Genomic DNA, 18,068 nt, shown 5'->3' with positions numbered 1-18,068 from the left:
AACCAATAGAACGTTTGTGTTGCTTACGAGCAACCCCGCGCTCTTAGTGAGCACTTCCCAGCGAGTGTGCGCCTGGGAGGTTAGGAGATGTTATGGATCACGCAAGCTTTGCCGAAATTTGCCTTCACCAGCTGAAGATGTCCGGCGTACATGAAGGCGAAAAACTCGTCGTGCTGACCCAGGGCAGCGAACGCCTTGATTATGCGGATGCCTTTATGGCGGCGGGGCAGCGTTTAGGCGCCAATATGTACCATATGCGGTTACCTGCCCCGCTACCCACTGGTGGATGGGCCGTGGGATCAACAGGGCTTGCCAGTATGCCCGATGCGGTGGAAGCGCTTAAAAATTGTGACATGTTGATCGACTGTATTTTCTTGCTGTTCTCTCCCGAGCAGATGGCGATTCAAGCCGCAGGTACGCGCATACTGACGGCGGTTGAGCCGCCAGAACTGCTGGCCAGAATGTTGCCTACCAAAGAACTAAGGGAAAAGGTCGAACTGGCCGCCGCGCTGCTCGACAAAGCCAAAGTGATGCGCATCACCTCGCCTCATGGCACGGATGTCACCTACAAACTGAATACATATGAGACCGTTGCTGAATACGCCTGTACCGATGAACCTGGCCGCTGGGATCACTGGCCCTCTGGTTTTGTGTTTACCGGCGGTGATGACGATGGTGTTGATGGCACTATCGTGGTGGCACCGGGCGATATCCTGCTACCTCAAAACATATATGTCAGAGAACCAATAACCTACACCATTGAAAAGGGGTGGATTACCGATATCCGTGGTGGCCTAGATTCGGAGCTGGTGAAATCCTATATGGATAGCTTTAATGACCCGCGCGGCATGGGGATGAGCCACGTGGGCTGGGGCATGAACCCGAATGCCAAGTGGCACCGTATGGTGCCGGGCGAGTTCCCAGGCGGCATGGGGATGGAGCCGCGCAGTTTTTATGGCAACGTGATGTTCTCAACCGGCCCGAACAGCGAACTGGGCGGATCTAATGATACCGCTTGTCATCTGGATATTCCGATGCGCAACTGCTCGCTCTTTCTGGATGATGAGCCCGTCATCATTGATGGTGAGATCGTCGTAAAGGAGTTGCAGATGGCAAGAAGCTAGTTGAGTGTTCTAACGGCGAAAATACGGATCATAGCTCCTTACGTTGGGGGCTAAGGACTGACGAAACCCTGCTTTTATAGGGTTTCGTCGTTTCAGGTGCTATTCAGGCTTCGTCAAACCTTCACCCAACTGTCACGAGCATGACATGTTGCGCGCCGATGCTGCTGAGCAAGCCATATTGGCTGTTTCTCATATAAGCAAGCAAATGGGTACGCCAGCAGTGGGCCGCTCATCAGGGAGATGCATCATGACGAAGAAAACCGTGGCAGGCAGTGTCGATAGCGTAATGGCTCAAGGGGATGAGCCGCTCAGCAACCGTTCCAGCAATGCCTATTTTGGCGACATTCTGGAGCGGCGCTTGAGCCGCCGAGGCGTCCTCAAAGGGGGGCTGGCAACGGTGATCGCGGGCCTGATGGCGACCAAACTGCCGTTGACGCAAGCGCTGGCCGCTAATGCGGGCGCGGGTTCACCCACCATGGGATTCAACCCGGTAGGTATCAGCGCTGCCGATAACGTCGTGGTGCCTGAGGGCTATCGTGTGCAAAGCTTCATCCCCTGGGGGACGCCCATCACGGGTGACATGCCTGCGTTCAGCCTGGCGGCTTCCGGGGAAGAGCAGGCGCATCAGGTGGGCAGCCATCACGACGGCATGCACTTCTTTGCGCTGAACGGCAGCTCCACCGACGGTCTGCTGGTGCTCAACCATGAATACGTGGAACCACGCTTTTTGCATGCGGCGGCCAGTGGCCTGGCGCTGGACCGGGATGCCTTTCCTCAGCATGAAGATGGCAGCCGCGATGCCGATCAGGTGATCAAGGAGATGAATGCCCACGGCGTGAGTGTCGTGCGCGTTCGTGCCAATGAGCAAGGCGAGTGGGAAGTGGTGCAGGATGCCCTGAATCGCCGCATTACCGCCCAAACGCCCATGCAGCTCTCGGGCCCGGTGGCGGGCACGGAACACCTCGTTACCCAGTACAGCCCGGAAGGCCTGATGACGCGTGGCACCTTGAACAACTGTGCCCACGGGGTCACGCCCTGGAACACCTACCTGGCAGCCGAAGAGAACTGGGCGGGCTATTTTGCCAACACGGATACCGACATCGATCGTCGCCAGGCGCGCTACGGGATCGAAACCCGCGACACCGGTCGTTATCAGTGGCACCGTGCCGATCAGCAGAGCGATCAGTTCAGCCGCTTCGATGCCAGTAGCCGGGGAGCCAGCCCGGCAGACGACTTCCGTAACGAACCCCATGCGTTTGGCTGGATGGTCGAAATCGACCCGATGAACCCCGATTCCGTGCCGGTCAAGCGTACCCACCTGGGGCGCTTTGCCCATGAAGGCGTCATCTTTGCCCCTGCGGTGGAAGGGCAGCCCGTGGTGGCGTACTCCGGGGACGACTCCCGTTTCGAGTACATCTACAAGTTCGTTTCACGGCGCCCCTTCGACGCCGCGACGGCGGACGGCAGCCTGTTGGATGAAGGCACGCTTTATGTGGCCAAGTTCAACGATGATGGCAGCGGCGAGTGGTTGGCGCTGGCCCCCGGCCAGAACGGCCTGACGCCCGAGAATGGCTTTGCGGACCTGGCGGATATCCTGGTCAATACGCGCAGTGCCGCCGACCATGTGGGAGCCACCAAGATGGATCGCCCGGAGTGGGGCGCCGTCGACCCGCAAACCGGCGACGTCTACTTCACGCTGACCAACAATACGCGCCGCGCAGAGGGCGACGAGCACCCCGCCAACCCGCGCGCCAACAACAGCTTTGGCCATATCATCCGCTGGCAGGAAGAGGGCACTCACGCAGGCGAGCGCTTTGCCTGGGACCTGTTCGTGCTGGCAGGCGACCAGGACGATAGCCGCGACCTGGCGGGCAATGCGCTGGTAGAAGACAACATTTTTGCCAGCCCCGACGGCCTGTGGATCGATGCCGATCGCCGGGTATGGATACAGACCGACATCAGCGAATCCGAAATGAACACAGGTATTTACGAAGTCTTCGGTAACAACCAGATGCTGGTCGCCAACCCGGAAACCGGCGAGATCAAGCGCTTCCTGACCGGGCCTGTGGGCCAGGAAATCACCGGCGTGGTAACCACTCCAGACCAGCGCACCATGTTCGTCAACGTCCAGCACCCCGGCGCCACCACTACCGAAGAAGCCTTTGCCGAAGGCCGCTTCACCAGCCATTGGCCGGAGGGTGGTAGCGCCATCCCGCGTTCCGCCACGCTGGTCATTACCCGTGAAGATGGCGGCATTATCGGCGCGTGAGTAGTGCTCTCAACGCCCTCACAACCAGGCATCCAGCAGGCGGCGATACGCCGCCTGCGCCTGGGTTGCGCTGATAGGCTGCAAACGCACTTCTGTACCTGGCAGGCACTGTGCCAGCCGGGCGCAGGCCATGGACGTGAGGGCGCCCAAACGCGGGTAGCCCCCAATGGTTTGGCGGTCGTTCATCAGGATGATCGGCTGGCCATCGGGAGGAATCTGCACGGCCCCTAAAGGAATCCCTTCAGAGACGATGCCGCCCAGGCGGCTGTTCAGCGCTTTGCCGGTGAGCCGAATGCCCATGCGGTCGGCGCGCTGGTCGACCGTCCAGGGCTGGTTGAAGGCATCGAACAGGCTGCGCCCGGCAAAGTGGGCGGCCTGGGAGCCCAGGACCATATCGAGTCGTACCGTTTGCGGCGTGCTGGAAATCGCAGCCGTTGGCAGCTCAGCGTGGGCGGGCAGCGTGCGCACCGACGCCGAAATGCCTTTCCAGGTCAGCGTATCGCCCGCCTTGAGCGGCTGGCCATCTTCATGCAGCCCGCCTATCTGCTCTCGGGCGGTGCATGCTCGGCTGCCCAGCACAGCGGGTGCATCGAGCCCGCCAGGGAAGGCGAGATATGCGCGAAGGCCTTGTTTTGGCTGACGAAAAACCAGCGTCTGGCCCGCCTGCATCAGGAAGCTGGCGTTGGGGGCAAGGGGCTGGCCGTCCAGTGTGGTGGCCAGGTCGGCCCCGGTCAGGGCGAGGCGTACGTCGCGGTTGGCCACCAGGGTCAGGTTGCCTCCCATGACGATTTCCAGGGCAGCGCTATGCAGGGGATTGCCCAACAGCCAGTTGGCCCAGCGGAAGGCGATCCAGTCGGCGGCACCGCCCTGGGTAACGCCCAAGTGGCCAACGCCGAAGCGGCCTGCATCCTGAATCATCGCCAGCGGCCCGGCTTGCTTGACGGTCAACATGGGCTGGCTCATGGGCGCTCCTCCAGCGGGGTGGTGTCGCCGCCAGCCGCTTCGAACTCGGCTCTTGAGATCGCTTTGAAGCGCACTTTATCGCCGGGGCGCAGCAGCGGTTCGCCGCGTTTGGCGTGTTCGAACAGCGGCACGGCGGTTCTACCCAGAATGTTCCAGCCGCCCGGGGAAAGCAGCGGGTAGATGGCCGTTTGTCGGTCGGCAATGCCGACGCTGCCCGCCGCGACGCGGCGGCGAGGCGTTTTCAATCGTGGCGTGGCAATGGCCTCGTCCACCAGACCCATGAAGCCGTAGCCAGGGGCAAAGCCCAGCGCAAACACGCAGTAATCGTGGCTGCAGTGGCGCTCGATCAAGGCATCGACGCTGAGCCCGGCGCGCGTTGCCACCATGGGCAATTCGGGGCCAACGCTTTCGTCGTACCACACGGGAATCTCGTGCAGTTGCCCCTGCTGGGTGTCGGCAGGGGTGAGATCGTGCAGCGCGCTACGTACCAGCGTCGTGGCCTGGGTAAAGGTGAGCTTCTGGCAATCGTAGTGCACCAGCAGAGTGGTGTACGAGGGAATCAGGTCGATCAGCGCATGAGCAAAAGCGCGGCGTAGCGCCTCGTCGGCGGCCATGATCCAGGCCATATTGCGTTCATCGATGGCGTCGAACAGGCGCACCGTCAAGGCGTCCATGGCGGCGGTTTCCAGGCGTAGTTTCACGCGGACTCCAGCGCCGTGAAGGCCTCGCGAATGGCGCGCACGGCAGCCACGGATTCGGGGTTGTCGCCATGCACGCAGAGCGTGTCGCAGGGCAACTGCAAGGCGCTGCCATTTCGGGCGGTGAGGGCTTCTCCCTTGGCCAAGGCAACCGCCTGGGCGACGATGGTGGTCTGGTCGTGGTGCACGGCCCCTGCCAGGCGACGAGAGGCTAGATGGCCGTTGGCCTCATACGCGCGGTCAGCGAAGGTCTCGAACCACAGCGTGACGCCCATTTTTTCCGCTAGCTGACGGTGCGGCTCTGGGTCAGCGGTGGCCATCACCATCAGCGGCAGGCGGGCATCGAAGGCTTTCACGGCGCGCATGGCGCCTTCCAGCAGCGCCAGGTTGGCGGCCATGTCGTTGTACATGGCCCCGTGGGGTTTGACGTAGCTCAGCGCGGTGCCTTCTGCCTGGCAAATGCCCGCCAGCGCGCCGATCTGGTAGAGCATCATGTCTTCCACTTCATCCGGCGTGCAGGCCATGGAGCGGCGGCCAAACCCCATGAGATCCGGGTAGCCCGGGTGCGCACCGATCTTCACGTCGTGCTGGACCGCCAGAGCCACCGTCTTGCGCATCACATGGGGGTCGGAAGCGTGGTAGCCGCAGGCAATGTTGGCGCAGTCGACGTAGGGCATGACGTCTGCGTCCAAGCCAATCGACCAGTTGCCGAAACTTTCGCCCATGTCGCAGTTGAGAAGGGGAATGGCCATAGCACCTCCAGCAGATGGATTATGTTTTTGATTGTGCAAATCAATATATGGAGGCGCGATATCAAGTGCCAATCGTTTTTAGCGATACTTAATATCGGCCCTTCCTATCATGCTGTTATTTAGTGGAAAAATGGTTGACGCTAGGGCGCGATACGATTATCAACTAAATAAAGCACCTCAAAAAAACATAAAAGAAACGCTCAGGCAGGATTCGGCAACACGTCATCGCGACGCAGAACAATGGCCGCCCACGAGTGATTTCCCAGGAGTGCATCATGCGGTCGTCGCCAGCCCCGCGACAGCGCATCCGGGATTACCCGGATATGCTGAACATACATTCTCCGTACAGCCCCCTGTGCTTGCCTTGCGGCGTTGCATTCTGTGGCTGTCTCGATATGGCTGGTTAGGCATCATGCTCGATTTCAAGGAACTGGACGCCTTCGTCTGGGCGGTCAAGCTGGGGTCCTTTCGCAAGGCGGCCTTGCGCTTGCACATCACTCAGCCGTCGGTTTCCGAACGTATCTCGCGGTTGGAAAACAGCGTGGGCGACATCTTGCTGGAGCGCTCGGCGCGCCCCATTCAGCCCACCATGCGCGGCCGCGAGTTCTACCTCCATGCAGAGCGCTTGCTGGCCCAGCGAGAAGAAGCCCTCAAACTCTTCGACAACGACGAAACGTTTTCGGCGCCGCTGAGGCTGGGCACCATCGAAACCATTGCTCACAGCTGGTTCCCTACGTTCATGCAGCAGCTCACGGCGCGTTACCCTGCGCTGATCATCGAGCTGACCGTGGATTACTCCCCGGCGCTCAACGAGCGGCTGCTCTCCAACGAACTCGATGTGCTACTGGCCATGAACGGCTACCTGCCCACCGAACAAATCGAGTACGACACCCTCAGCCCCTATGAAATGGGCATGTTCGTGTCGCCCCGTCATGCGCGGATGCTGGGCGAGCACCCCGATGCCTGGGCAAGTAGCCTGCCGTTCATCTCGTTTGGCAAGCTGGCGCGCCCTTATGAAGAGCTGCTGCGCTACTTGAGCGACCAGGGCGTTCGTCAGCCGCGTATCCATAGTGTCAGTACGCTGATGACCATCGTGCGGCTCACCGTGGAAGGGCTGGGCATCGGTGCCCTGCCGGTGGCCACGGTGCTGGAGGAGTGGCGGCGGGGCGAGCTGTACCGGCTGGCGCTGCCCGCGCCGCTGCCTGCCATGCACTACGACGTCATCTGGCGCACGGCCAACCACTCCCGGTTTTGCCGCAGCGTGGGCCGTCTGGCCCAGGAGTGCGCACGGGGCTATGCCCATGACAAGCAGAGCGACATTCGTCATACCGCTTCTACCGGCCGCTGGGTGACCCCTGGCGTGCTTCCTTCCCACCCCGTTGCATCATCCCTATCAATATGAATAAAAGGATCATTCCCATGCGTACACGTTTTGTGACTCCGCTGTTGCTGGCCACTGCCTGTAGTCTTGCCGCCGCTGCCACGGCGCAAGCTGCCCAGTGGACCATGGCCACGCCCTACGGCGATGCCAGTTTCCATACTCAAAACACCAAGCAGTTCGCCGAAGACGTGGCCGAGGCCACGGGCGGTGAGCTGACCATCACGGTACACAGCGGCGGCTCGCTGGTATCGCATGGTGAGATCAAGCCTTCAGTGCGCCGTGGCACCATCGATGCCGGTGAGGTGTTCCTGTCGGTACTCTCCAACGATGACCCGATTTTCGAGGTCGACACCCTGCCAGGCGTCGCCGGTAGTTACGACGATGCCTACGCCCTGTGGGAAGCGACCAAGCCGATGATCACGGAGTTGTTCGCTTACGAGGGCTTGATTCCGCTCTACGCCGTGGCATGGCCCGCCCAAGGAATCTATACCGCCAAACCGCTGACCGACCCGGCACAGTTCGAAGGAATGCGTGTGCGTGCGCCCAATATCAACACCCAGCGCTTCGTCAACAACCTGGGCGGCAGCCCCACCGAAACCGAAGAGTCGGACATCCCCACGGCGTTCAGCACCGGCCGTGTGGATGCCATGATTACCTCCAGCTCGACCGGTAACTCCATGGCCGCCTGGGACTATGTCTCGGACTATACCGATGCCAACCTGTGGCTACCGAAGAACATCGTGTTCATCAGCCAGCGCAGCTTTGATCGTCTGGACGAGGCCACCCAGGAGGCGCTGATGGAAGCGGCAGCCCGTGCCGAAGAGCGTGGCTGGCAGATGAGCCGCGATAACAACGAGGCCAGCCTGGCGGCGCTCGAAGCCAACGGCATTAGCGTTTCCGAGCCCAATGAGGCCGTGGCTGCGGCGTTGCAGGCAGCAGGCGATGCGCTGTTTGCCGACTGGTTGGCCCGTGCCGATGATGAAGCCGAACAAGCGCTGGAAACCTATCAAGCCCAGCGCGGCGAATAATCTGGCTCCACGTGGGGCGGTGTGACCGCCCCTTCTTCTCTGCGCACTGTGCGAGACTGCGAACATGACGTTTAAATTCGACAAACTCTACCGCCTGGGTGCCTGGGGAGCCGCTGCGTGCATGGTGGCGATTTGTGCGCTGATCGCCCTGCAGGTCACCTTCCGGCTGGTGGATGCACTGCTGGTGCTGGTGGGCCTGGGGCGGCTGGGCATCAGCATTACCGGGGTCTCGGAAATGGCCTCTTACCTGCTGGTCGGCGCCACGTTTCTGGGGCTGGCCTACACCTTCGTTCACCACGCACACATTCGTGTCACCCTGCTGATTTCGCGACTGCCTTCCGCCATTCGCGTCTGGTTTGAAGTCTTCGGTCTCATCGTCGCGCTGGCCATCAGCCTGCTGCTGGCGTACGGGCTGATCGAACTGGCCAGGGAAAGCCTGCAATACAACGATGTCTCGTCGGGGTTCATGGCCATTCCGCTGTGGATTCCGCAAACCGTGTTAGCCACGGGGGTGGGATTACTGTGTCTGGCGCTGTTGGAAGCGCTGATCACGGCGCTGCGCATTGCCGCCCGCGACCCGTCCAGCTTCCGCGAAGCGACGGCCACCGATGACAGCGAGATGCCCTAGCTCGGCTACTCTGGAGAATTCCTGTGCTACTACTTAGCTTGGTGACGATGTTTACCCTGGTGCTGCTGTTGGGCAGTGGGGTGTGGATCGCGTTTGCGCTGATCGGAACGGCGTGGATCGCGTTGGAGTTTTTTAGCCCGTTTTCACCGGGGCCGATTCTGGCCTCCGATTTCTGGGGTGCCAGCTATGGCTGGGATTTGACGGCGCTGCCCATGTTCATCTGGATGGGCGAGATTCTGTTTCGCTCGGGGCTGGCCGACAACATGTTTCGTGGTCTGTCGCCCTGGTTGAACCGCCTGCCGGGCCGTCTGCTGCATACCAATATCATCGGCAGCGGCATGTTCGCGGCGGTGTGCGGTTCGTCGGCAGCTACCTGCGCCACGGTCGGTAAAATGACGCTGCCGGAGCTGGAACGCCGAGGCTACGACAGCAATATGGCCATTGGTACGTTGGCCAGTGCGTCCACTCTGGGCCTGCTCATTCCTCCCTCCATCGTGCTGATCGTGTATGGCGTGGTGACCGAGCAGTCGATCTCACGGCTGTTCATGGCCGGTATCGGGCCGGGCCTGATGATTCTGGCCCTGTTCATGGCATATCTGGTGCTCTGGGCGCTGCTCAAGGGCAACCGGGAACAGCTGACCGGTGCCGACGAGTCGAGCATGAGCCTGGTGGAAAAACTGCGCAACACCTGGGCGCTCATGCCAATACTGCTGCTGATCGGCGGTATCATCGTATCCATTTACGGTGGTTTGGCGTCGCCGACGGAAGCCGCCGCCGTGGGGGTCGTGCTGTCGATGGTGATTGCTTACTTCAACGGCCACTTCAACCGAGCCATTTTCACCAGCTCACTGTTCGCGGCGGTGCGGACGGCGTGCATGATCGCCTTCATCATTGCCGGGGCCTCGTTCCTGACCTCGGCCATGGGCTTTACTCAGGTGCCCATGCAGCTGGCCCGTGCGATTGGGGAAATGGGGCTGTCGCCTACCATGCTGCTGATTGCGCTGACGGTACTGCTGCTGCTGATGGGCTGTTTCCTGGACGGCATTTCTCTGATTCTGCTGGTGACCGCCATCATTATGCCGGTGGTCAGTGCGGCGGGCTTTGATTTGATCTGGTTCGGGATTTATCTGGTGATCGTGGTGGAAATGTCGCAAATCACGCCGCCCGTCGGTTTCAACTTGTTCGTGATTCAGGGGCTCACTGGCAAGGATATCCTGACCATTACCAAGGCAACGCTACCGTTCTTTCTGCTGATGATGCTATCCATTGCCTTGATGCATATCTTCCCTGAGATTGCGCTGTACCTGCCGCAGGCGATGAATCGTTAACGAGAGGGAAGATCACGCCCGTATACGGCAATACCGCCCCGACCAGCGCGTTTGATGGTATACATGCTCTGGTCGGCGGCGTCGATGATCTCTCGTTCGTTATCAAACTCGCCATCGTCGAGGCACGCGATGCCGATCGAGACAGAAATGTACAGAGACTCATGGCCCACCTGAACCATGGGGGACGCCTGCAAACGTTGAGCTATCCGTTCGGCAAAGTGTTCGGCTGTCCTGGCCGTTTCGTCGGGGAGGAGGACCAGGAACTCTTCACCGCCATAGCGGCCCGCCAGGTCACCCGCCCGAGTCAAGGCAGACAGCGTACTGCCGAACTGGGCAAGCACCTGATCTCCTGCCTGGTGACCGTAGCGGTCATTCAGCACCTTGAAGTGATCCAGATCGATGAATACGACCGAAAGCGTGCGTTGTTGGGCACGGCATAGCGCGAAGCGCTCACGCAGTTGTTCTTCCAGCCAGGCGCGGTTGGCAAGTTGAGTCAGCGGGTCGATGCGGCTGCGCTGCTCGAGCTGAGTGTAATCGTTGAGTAGCGCTTCACTGCTTTTTTGCTGTGCTTCCAAACGGGTACTGAGCATCAGCGTGTGCTCGAACAAGCGCTGCTGAGCTTGCTCGATCAACGAGAAACTATCCACGGCCAGGGCCAGCGGAATGCCTAGCGATTGAGACAGCGGCGGCAACGTTTGCTGTAGGTAGGTGAGCAGTGTATCAAGGGCCAACGGCTCAGGTAGCTTCATCAGGTTTGACTGGCGTATCAGCAGCGCCAACGCCTGAGAGGGGTCGGGGGATAGCCAGGCATCGGCGACCAGGCCCGACAAACGGATGCACAGATCCGCCAGGTTGTCGGTATCCAGCGGACCATGGCTTTCATACACGCTACGCGCCAGTGTCTCGTGTGCACCCCACTTCAACAGTAGCCATGCACCCACCAGCGCGTGATCACAACCAAACAGGCACTGCTCGGCTTGCGTGACCTGCTGGTGCGACACGTCTTCATGGCCATAGAGAGGCTCCGCATCTGCCGGAAAGGCTTTCTGCAAGGCAAGCATGCCAATGTCCTGCAACAGCGCGGCCGTGAACACCCGTCCTGCCTGTTCAGGGCAATGCTGTTGGGCGAAGTAGCTGGCCGTAACGGCCGCCGTAAAGGCGCGCTGCCAATAAAGGCGCTGGCTAGGCGTACCATTGTGCTGTTCAAATAGCTTGAAGCTGAGCACCGTTGCCAGAGTGGCATCGGTGCCCAGCCGTTGGGTCGCTTCAAAACAGGTCAAGGGCGGTTGGCTGGCGCGCAGGTAGTGCACGCTGTTGGCCACGCTCAGCACTCTGGCCGTCAGGGCAGGGTCATGTTCGATGGTCGTGGCATAGTCCGTCAGGGTCGCCTCAGCCGTGCTGGCAACTTCCAGGACACGCATGGCAACGGCAGGCAGTGACGGAAGCCCCTGGCACTTCTGCAGTGTGCTCCCCAGGGTAGGGGGGAGCTGACTGGCAAGCTCATGGTAGAACGCGTCGCTGATGGCGGCTGAGCCCGTCATGTGATCTCCTCGTACGCCGAACAGCGGAGTGGGCGACTTATCGTATAGGGAAAGCTATTGTTTACCATAGTGTACGCCGCACCGATATGACGGTGGTACAGCTTATATCCCTAAGACCCTGGTTTATGCTGCAAATGTCACTGTGTTTTTTTACCTGAATTCAGGTTAAAAAGAGTCAAAGCCGAGCTGCTTAAAAATGACACAAGCGAGTGCCGTGATGCACACCAGACAAGAAGCAGCAGAGATGTTTCGCCAACTGGCAGAGGGGCTTGGGCATAGCCATCGGCCCTCCTTCTTCGACGCGCTGGTGGAACAGCTGGCGCGCCTGCTGGCAGTGGAGCATGCCCTGATTGCTGTGATCCGAGAGCCTAATATAGCGGAAACCTTGTCCGTGTGGTCAAGCGGCGCGCTCGCAGGCAATATCCGTTACTCGTTGACGGGGACACCCTGCGAAACCGTCGTGGGCCACCAACCCTGCCTCTACCCCTGCAACGTGCAGGCGCTTTTTCCGGAGGATGAGCTGCTGGTGCAGTTGGGCGCCGAGAGCTACATGGGCTTGCCGCTCTTTGCTGCCGATGGCGCGGCCATAGGCATCATGGCGGTATTGAGCAATCGGCCACGGGCATTCGATGGGCTTGAGAACGAAATCCTGCGTATTGCGGCAGCCCAGGCGGGGGCTGAGCTGGGCCGTCGCCAAGCCGAAAGCGCCTTGCAGGCAAGCGAGCTGGCAGCCAAAGAGAGCGAGCGGCGTCTGGATACCCTGCTCAATCACCTGCCCGGCATGGCGTATCGGTGCCAAAACGACCGTGACTGGACCATGCTGCTGGCGAGCCAGGGCGCCACCGCTCTGACGGGATATCACCCGGATGAGCTAGTGGGGAGCCGTGTCATTAGCTTTGCTGAGCTGGTGCATCCAGATGACTTTCCGCTTCTGGTGGCTGCCTCGCAGAAAGCCATCGAAGAGCGTTGCCCTTTTCGGGTGACCTATCGGCTGCGGCATCGCGATGGCCGAGAACGCTGGGTCTGGGAGCAGGGCCAGGCCATTTATGCGCAGAGCGGCGAGCCGCTCTGCTTTGAAGGCTTCATCACCGATGTGACCGATCAGCAAGTGTCACAGCGGGTACAGCAAGCCGTGGTGGAGGTGGCGTCCACGGTGACCTCGCGGATCGGGGATGACTACTTCCTTGAGCTGATCACGACCCTGACGCGCCTGCTGGAGGCAGATGCAGGCTTGATTGCCCTGCTGGAGCCCCCTCTGCCTGGCGAAGGCTTGCCTGATGCAACCGATGCCATGCCGGTACGCACCGCCAGTCTGGTCAGTCTGGTCGTGGACGGCCAGGCCCAAGCGAGCGAGCACTTTGCCTTGCCTGGCACGCCCGCAGAACGAGTGGTCCTCGAACAGGAAAGTACCGAACTGCACGGCGCTGACTACTGGCTGCCGGGTAATGCCCTGAGGGCCGAGGCCTGGATCGGGAGGCGGCTGGATAATGCCCAGGGCGATGCCATTGGGGTCATGATGGTGTTCTACCGACAGCCGCTGTCCACCAATGCCTTCGCCACATCGGTACTGCAAATACTCTCGACCGGTGCGGCGGCCGAGCTGGAGCGGCGTCGAGATCATCGTCGCATTCACCAGTTGGCCTATATCGATACCATCACCGAGCTGCCCAATCGCGCCTATTTCATGGAGCTGTTGGCGACGCTGGGCGCCCAGGCCCAGCGCGAGCGTAAGTCGCTGACGCTAGTGCTGCTGGACCTGCGTCGCTTCAAGGAGATCAATGACCTGCATGGCCATCAGGTGGGCGACGTATTGTTGGCCACGGTCGCCAAGCGCCTCCAGCACCTGCATGACCTGAGTGGCCACTGCGCGCGGCTCTCCAGCGATGAGTTCGCACTACTTCTGCCGCAGCATCAGGGAGTCGCACTGGAAGCCTTCATCAGGCAAGTGATCGAGGCCATCAGGCACCCGATTCATCTGGAGCACCGTGAGTTTCAGTTGGAGGCCAGCATCGGTTTCGCGCGCTACCCCAGTGACGTGGCCGCCCCCGCCGAGCTGTTCAACGCCGCCAGTATTGCGCTGCACGATGCCAAGCAGCGCGATACGGGCATATCTCCCTATACGCAGACCATGCGCCGCACGTTGGAGCGCCAGCAGTGGATGACCGAACGCCTGCACCGCGCCATCATCGAGCGTCGTCTGGAACTCTACTTTCAGCCGCAGGTAGACCTTGAGACCTATGCACTGACCGGTGCCGAAGTGCTCTGCCGCTGGCATGACCCGGAGTGGGGCTGGGTCAGCCCCGGTGAGTTCATCCCCCTTGCCGAACAGCGTGGGTTGATACGCCTGCTGAGCGATTGGGTATTGGAAGCATCGGCGCGTCAATGGTCGGCTTGGCAGGCGTCGGGCACCCCCTTGCCTGGGCGGCTGTCGATCAACATGGCCGCCCAGCAGTTTGCCGACCCACGGCTGACCGAGCACGTCGCGCGGCTCACCCAAGGAGTGCCGCCGCAAGCGCTGGCCCTGGAGCTGACCGAAAGCGACTTCATGCGAGACCCGGACCAGGCGGTCATGATTACCCAGGCCATGCGTCAGGCGGGGTATGCGCTGTTGATCGATGACTTTGGCACCGGATATTCGTCACTCTCCTATTTGCGCCGCTTTGCCGCCGATGCCTTGAAAATCGACATCTCTTTCGTGCGCGACATGCTGGACAACCCCCATGATCGTGCCATCGTGCAGACCATCATCGCCATGGCCAACGCGCTGGGCATGAAAACCCTGGCCGAGGGCGTCGAGCAACAGGCTCAAGCAGAACTGCTGGCCCAGCTGGGCTGCCACCAGGCACAAGGGTTCTGGTTTGGCAGGCCATTACCCGCTGCGGAGTTTGCGGCGACCTGGCTAAGCTGCTAGAACACGCGGCACGTCATCTTGCTGTCATCATCCATGGCATACCCTACGCGCGCCATACCGCGACGAGAGGAGTTTGCCATGCGCCTGGCCCTGTTCGACCTTGATGACACCCTCCTGGATGGAGACTGCAGCGACCGCTGGAATTTATGGATGATAGAGCAAGGCTGGGTCAGCGATGCCGAAGGGTTCATGGCCCGCGCGGAAGTGATGCAGCAGGCTTATCATGCGGGCAAGCTGAAACTGGAAGAGTACCTGGCGATGACGCTGGCGCCGTTGCGTGGCCGCCGGGTCGACGACGTTCAAAAAGAAGTCGAGCGCTTCGTGGCCACCCACCTGCAGCCACGCATCTTCGAGCAGGCATGGCGCTGTCTCGATGCGCACCGACAGGCGGGCGATACGCTGATCCTGATCTCGGCGTCGGCCTGCCATCTGGTCGCGCCCATAGCGGCCATGCTGGGGATCGACCACGTGCTGGCGGTGGAGCTGGAACAGGACCGCTTGCCAGGCGGCGCCGTGTACACCGGGCGCAGCGTGGGGGTGCTTTCCTACCGTGGCGGCAAGGTCACGCGGCTACAGCAGTGGCTGGCGGAGCAGGGGCGTCCAGCGTGCCATACCACCTTCTATTCCGATTCCCGCAACGACCTGCCGCTGCTGCAATATGTCGATTGTGCGATTGCCGTCAACCCGGACCCGGTGCTGGCGGAGGTGGCTGGCGTCGAAGGCTGGCGACGCTTAGACTGGCGAGCCGATACCGAGCAGAGCATTTAGCTTTGTGAACCGTCAACTCACCACTCATTTGCCAGCCCATGACGCACGACCCGCCTGATTACCGTTTCGTAGAACACTCCGCTGATCCTGTCCTGGTGGACTCCGTATGAGCCCCACCGCGCTCGCGCTGGTGCTGGTCTCGGTGTGCATGCACGCAGGGTGGAACGTGCTGGGCAAGCGCAACGCGCCCTCGCTTGGGTCGTTTGCGCTGGCTTATGGCGCTGGGGGTGTGGCGCTGTTGCCGTTGCTGGTGCTGGGCCCCTCCTTGACGGCGCTGCCGGGTGCCTTCTGGGGCTGGCTGGTGCTGTCCGGGTTTTGCCAGATGCTCTATATGGGAGGGCTCGCCTGGGCCTACGCCCGGGGAGAAGTGAGCGTCCTCTATCCCATTGCCCGTGCCTTGCCGGTGGTGATGGTGCCACTGGTATCGATTGCCTGGCTGGGCAATCGTGGCCTTGGCCTCTGGGATGGCGTCGGCATGCTGCTGATCATGCTAGGGGCGCTGGGCTTGCCGCTCAGCCGACCCGAGGCTCGCCGTCTTGCTTCGTATCTTTCCCCCGCCATGGGCTTTGCGCTGCTGGCGGCGGTGGGCACCGTGGGGTACTCGCTGATCGACAAGCAAGCCCTGGGCGTCATGCAAGGCGCTGGCCATAGCAGCCTGACGGCAGGGGCGGTCTTCATGGTTCTGCAGGCATTGATGACGCTGCTGTGGGCGCTCCCGCTGTTGGCCGTGTTGCCGGCAGAGCGCCGCCGATTGCCTGCGCTGCGACAGCAGGGGCTGACGATGCTGGTGGCCACGGGCTTGATGATGACCTGTACCTACGGGCTGGTGCTCATGGCCATGGCGCTGACCGACGAGGTCAGCTACGTGGTGGCGCTGCGCCAGCTCTCGATTCCGGTTGGCGTACTGATGGGGGTGCTGTGGCTCAAGGAGCCTGCCTCCAGCGCCAAGACGCTGAGCACGCTGGTGATGCTGCTGGGGCTGTTGATCGTGGCGCTGTAATGCTTGCCGCTAGCGCAGCGCCTGCCAGACCAGATTGAGGCCCACCACGAACATGGCCATGATCACCAGACGATAAAACAGCTTTTCATTGACGCGGCTTTGCAGCCAGAGGCCGTTGCGCACCCCGATCCAGGCAACCGGTACCAGCAGCAGCGAGGCCCAGGCGCTGGTCATGTTGACCTCGCCAAGCCATACGTAAGGGCCCAGCTTGATGCTGTTGACCACGGCGTAGGTCACCGTGCAGGTGGCAATGAACGTCTCCTTGGAGAGCTGGCGAGGCATGAGGTACATGTTCATGGGCGGTGCGCCCGCGTGGGCGATGAAACTGGTAAACCCGCAAACGCTGGCGGCGGGCAGGGCCCAATGGGTGGAAATGGGTTTCTTCGCCACGGGCTTGAGCAGCATGTAGGCCGCAAAGGCCACGGAGAGAATGCCCAACACCAAACGCACGCCCTCTTCGCTGAGACTGCCAAACAGCAGCGTGCCGACGGTCACCCCAATGAACAGGCCCGGCACGAAACGCCATACCTCCGCGCGGGAGTGCTTGCCCCACCATGCCTTGACGGCAAAGGCATCCATGACCAGCAGCAGCGGCAGCAGCAGCCCCGCCGCCTGGGTAGGGCTGATTGCCAGGGCCATCAAGGGCACCGAGAGCGTGCCGAACCCGCCTGCGAATCCGCCCTTGGACACCCCGGTCAAATAGACAGAAAAGATGATCAACAGCCAGGCGATGACGGAGTAATCAGGAAGCATGGGCGCCTCGAATGCTTGGGTCGGTGATATGAAAAGCCCCGCGAAAGCGGGGCAAAAGCATACCATTAGATAAAGGTTAGCGGGCGAAGGTGCTTCCTCAGACGTGCGTCAACCATTCATGATCGGGATCATTGTGAAACTTCCATACTCGCTTGGGCCCCGCCATGACGTTCAAGTAGTACAGTGAGTAGCCATGCGCTGCGCCCACGGGGTGATAGCCTCTGGGTACCAGCACGCAGCAGCCATTTTCTACGGCCATGGTTTCATCAAGGGATCTGTCATCCGTGTAAACGCGCTGGAAAGCAAACCCTTGCTCAGGGTTAATGCGGTGATAGTACGTCTCCTCCAGCAGCGACTCGTGAGGCAAGTCATCCTCATCGTGCTTATGGGGCGGATAGCTCGACCAATTGCCTGCTGGGGTAAATACTTCAACCACCAGCAGACTGTCTGCTGGCTCACCTTCCGGCAAAATATCGTGAATATGACGTGTATTGGTTCCTTTCCCGCGAGTACTCTTCTTGATGCTGTCGGGAGAGATCAGTCTTGGGTTGTGATTGCCGTACCCCGGCGCAGCGCATACCGCTAGCTCTAAATCCGTGGTCGCTTCTACCGTGTAACTTACATGGTCTGGCAGGTAAACCGCATAGGGTGGGACCTGCTCGAAGATATCCATGCGCTTGCCGATGTCTTCAAAGCGGTGCTCGCCGCAGGTGATTGTGGCGCGCCCGGTGAGTAGCACGAGGCAGATTTCCTGAGTATTGCTGCTGGCCTCCAGGCGCTGGCCCTTGACCAGTTTGTGCACCCGAAAGCCCACGTGCGCCCAGCCAGCGGAGGACGGGGTAACGTCAATCACCGTGCCTTGGGCATCTGGCGCAGTAGGGTGTACCAGTAGAGAAGCCATAGGTTGCTCCTTCTGATGGCTAG

Annotated in this window: 15 protein-coding genes; 9 read left to right on the top strand and 6 right to left on the bottom strand. The window is 60.9% G+C overall.

Annotated elements, in window-relative coordinates; all coding sequences use genetic code 11:
• The first annotated feature begins 92 nt into the window (after window positions 1–92).
• The gene (locus LG409_RS16835; protein ID WP_446719085.1) at window positions 93–1,124 is read left to right on the top strand and encodes a leucyl aminopeptidase; all 1,032 of its coding nucleotides are present in this window, start codon (window positions 93–95) and stop codon (window positions 1,122–1,124) included.
• A gap of 247 nt (window positions 1,125–1,371) precedes the next feature.
• Window positions 1,372–3,393, top strand: a complete 2,022-nt coding sequence (locus LG409_RS16830) for a PhoX family protein (protein WP_227407210.1) — start codon at window positions 1,372–1,374, stop codon at window positions 3,391–3,393.
• Between the two features lie 18 nt (window positions 3,394–3,411).
• Here the strand turns inward: LG409_RS16830 and LG409_RS16825 are convergent, their stop codons facing one another.
• The 3 genes from LG409_RS16825 to LG409_RS16815 are packed head-to-tail and all read right to left on the bottom strand — an operon-like array spanning window position 3,412 to window position 5,806.
• Complete coding sequence (locus LG409_RS16825; RefSeq protein ID WP_227407209.1) at window positions 3,412–4,356, bottom strand: 5-oxoprolinase subunit C family protein; 945 nt, start codon at window positions 4,354–4,356, stop codon at window positions 3,412–3,414.
• Window positions 4,353–5,057, bottom strand: a complete 705-nt coding sequence (gene pxpB, locus LG409_RS16820) for a 5-oxoprolinase subunit PxpB (protein ID WP_039174987.1) — start codon at window positions 5,055–5,057, stop codon at window positions 4,353–4,355. Before pxpB ends, LG409_RS16825 begins: the two co-directional genes overlap by 4 nt.
• Window positions 5,054–5,806, bottom strand: a complete 753-nt coding sequence (locus LG409_RS16815; protein WP_144980963.1) for a 5-oxoprolinase subunit PxpA — start codon at window positions 5,804–5,806, stop codon at window positions 5,054–5,056. The genes pxpB and LG409_RS16815 overlap by 4 nt, the downstream gene beginning before the upstream one ends.
• A 412-nt stretch (window positions 5,807–6,218) precedes the next feature.
• Between LG409_RS16815 and LG409_RS16810 the strand changes: the two genes are divergently transcribed.
• The 4 genes from LG409_RS16810 (at window position 6,219) to LG409_RS16795 (ending at window position 10,171) form a co-directional block, all read left to right on the top strand.
• Window positions 6,219–7,208 (top strand): LysR family transcriptional regulator, encoded by a 990-nt coding sequence (locus LG409_RS16810; RefSeq protein WP_096923379.1) that lies wholly within the window; start codon window positions 6,219–6,221, stop codon window positions 7,206–7,208.
• Window positions 7,209–7,225: 17 nt separating this feature from the next.
• Window positions 7,226–8,215, top strand: coding sequence for a TRAP transporter substrate-binding protein (locus LG409_RS16805; RefSeq protein ID WP_227407208.1), 990 nt, complete (start codon window positions 7,226–7,228; stop codon window positions 8,213–8,215).
• A gap of 64 nt (window positions 8,216–8,279) precedes the next feature.
• Window positions 8,280–8,843, top strand: a complete 564-nt coding sequence (locus LG409_RS16800) for a TRAP transporter small permease (RefSeq protein WP_096921948.1) — start codon at window positions 8,280–8,282, stop codon at window positions 8,841–8,843.
• A gap of 23 nt (window positions 8,844–8,866) precedes the next feature.
• The gene (locus LG409_RS16795; RefSeq protein ID WP_227407207.1) at window positions 8,867–10,171 is read left to right on the top strand and encodes a TRAP transporter large permease; all 1,305 of its coding nucleotides are present in this window, start codon (window positions 8,867–8,869) and stop codon (window positions 10,169–10,171) included.
• Here the strand turns inward: LG409_RS16795 and LG409_RS16790 are convergent.
• Window positions 10,168–11,712: a sensor domain-containing diguanylate cyclase gene (locus LG409_RS16790; RefSeq protein WP_227407206.1), complete on the bottom strand. Its 1,545-nt coding sequence runs from the start codon at window positions 11,710–11,712 to the stop codon at window positions 10,168–10,170. The two genes, LG409_RS16795 and LG409_RS16790, sit on opposite strands and share 4 nt — an antisense overlap.
• A gap of 217 nt (window positions 11,713–11,929) precedes the next feature.
• On the opposite strand from LG409_RS16790, the gene LG409_RS16785 reads away from it, so the two are divergent.
• The 3 genes from LG409_RS16785 (at window position 11,930) to LG409_RS16775 (ending at window position 16,391) form a co-directional block, all read left to right on the top strand.
• Window positions 11,930–14,623 carry a bifunctional diguanylate cyclase/phosphodiesterase gene (locus LG409_RS16785; RefSeq protein WP_227407205.1) on the top strand — a complete coding sequence of 898 codons (2,694 nt, stop codon included), beginning with the start codon at window positions 11,930–11,932 and terminating at the stop codon, window positions 14,621–14,623.
• Between the two features lie 78 nt (window positions 14,624–14,701).
• Window positions 14,702–15,391, top strand: coding sequence for an HAD family hydrolase (locus tag LG409_RS16780; protein WP_016915279.1), 690 nt, complete (start codon window positions 14,702–14,704; stop codon window positions 15,389–15,391).
• A 106-nt stretch (window positions 15,392–15,497) separates the two neighbouring features.
• Window positions 15,498–16,391 (top strand): EamA family transporter, encoded by an 894-nt coding sequence (locus LG409_RS16775; RefSeq protein ID WP_016915278.1) that lies wholly within the window; start codon window positions 15,498–15,500, stop codon window positions 16,389–16,391.
• A 9-nt stretch (window positions 16,392–16,400) separates the two neighbouring features.
• On the opposite strand, the gene LG409_RS16770 is transcribed toward LG409_RS16775, so the two are convergent.
• Complete coding sequence (locus tag LG409_RS16770) at window positions 16,401–17,144, bottom strand: sulfite exporter TauE/SafE family protein (protein ID WP_026001876.1); 744 nt, start codon at window positions 17,142–17,144, stop codon at window positions 16,401–16,403.
• 97 nt (window positions 17,145–17,241) lie between these two features.
• Entirely contained in the window at window positions 17,242–18,045 is an 804-nt protein-coding gene (iolB, locus tag LG409_RS16765) for a 5-deoxy-glucuronate isomerase (RefSeq protein WP_081136024.1), read from the bottom strand.
• Window positions 18,046–18,068: the final 23 nt, after the last annotated feature.

It is taken from the genome of Halomonas sp. NyZ770 (genome assembly GCF_020616575.1).
Taxonomy (GTDB): Bacteria; Pseudomonadota; Gammaproteobacteria; order Pseudomonadales; family Halomonadaceae; genus Vreelandella; species Vreelandella hamiltonii.
This window is presented reverse-complemented; position numbering and strand designations above follow the sequence as displayed.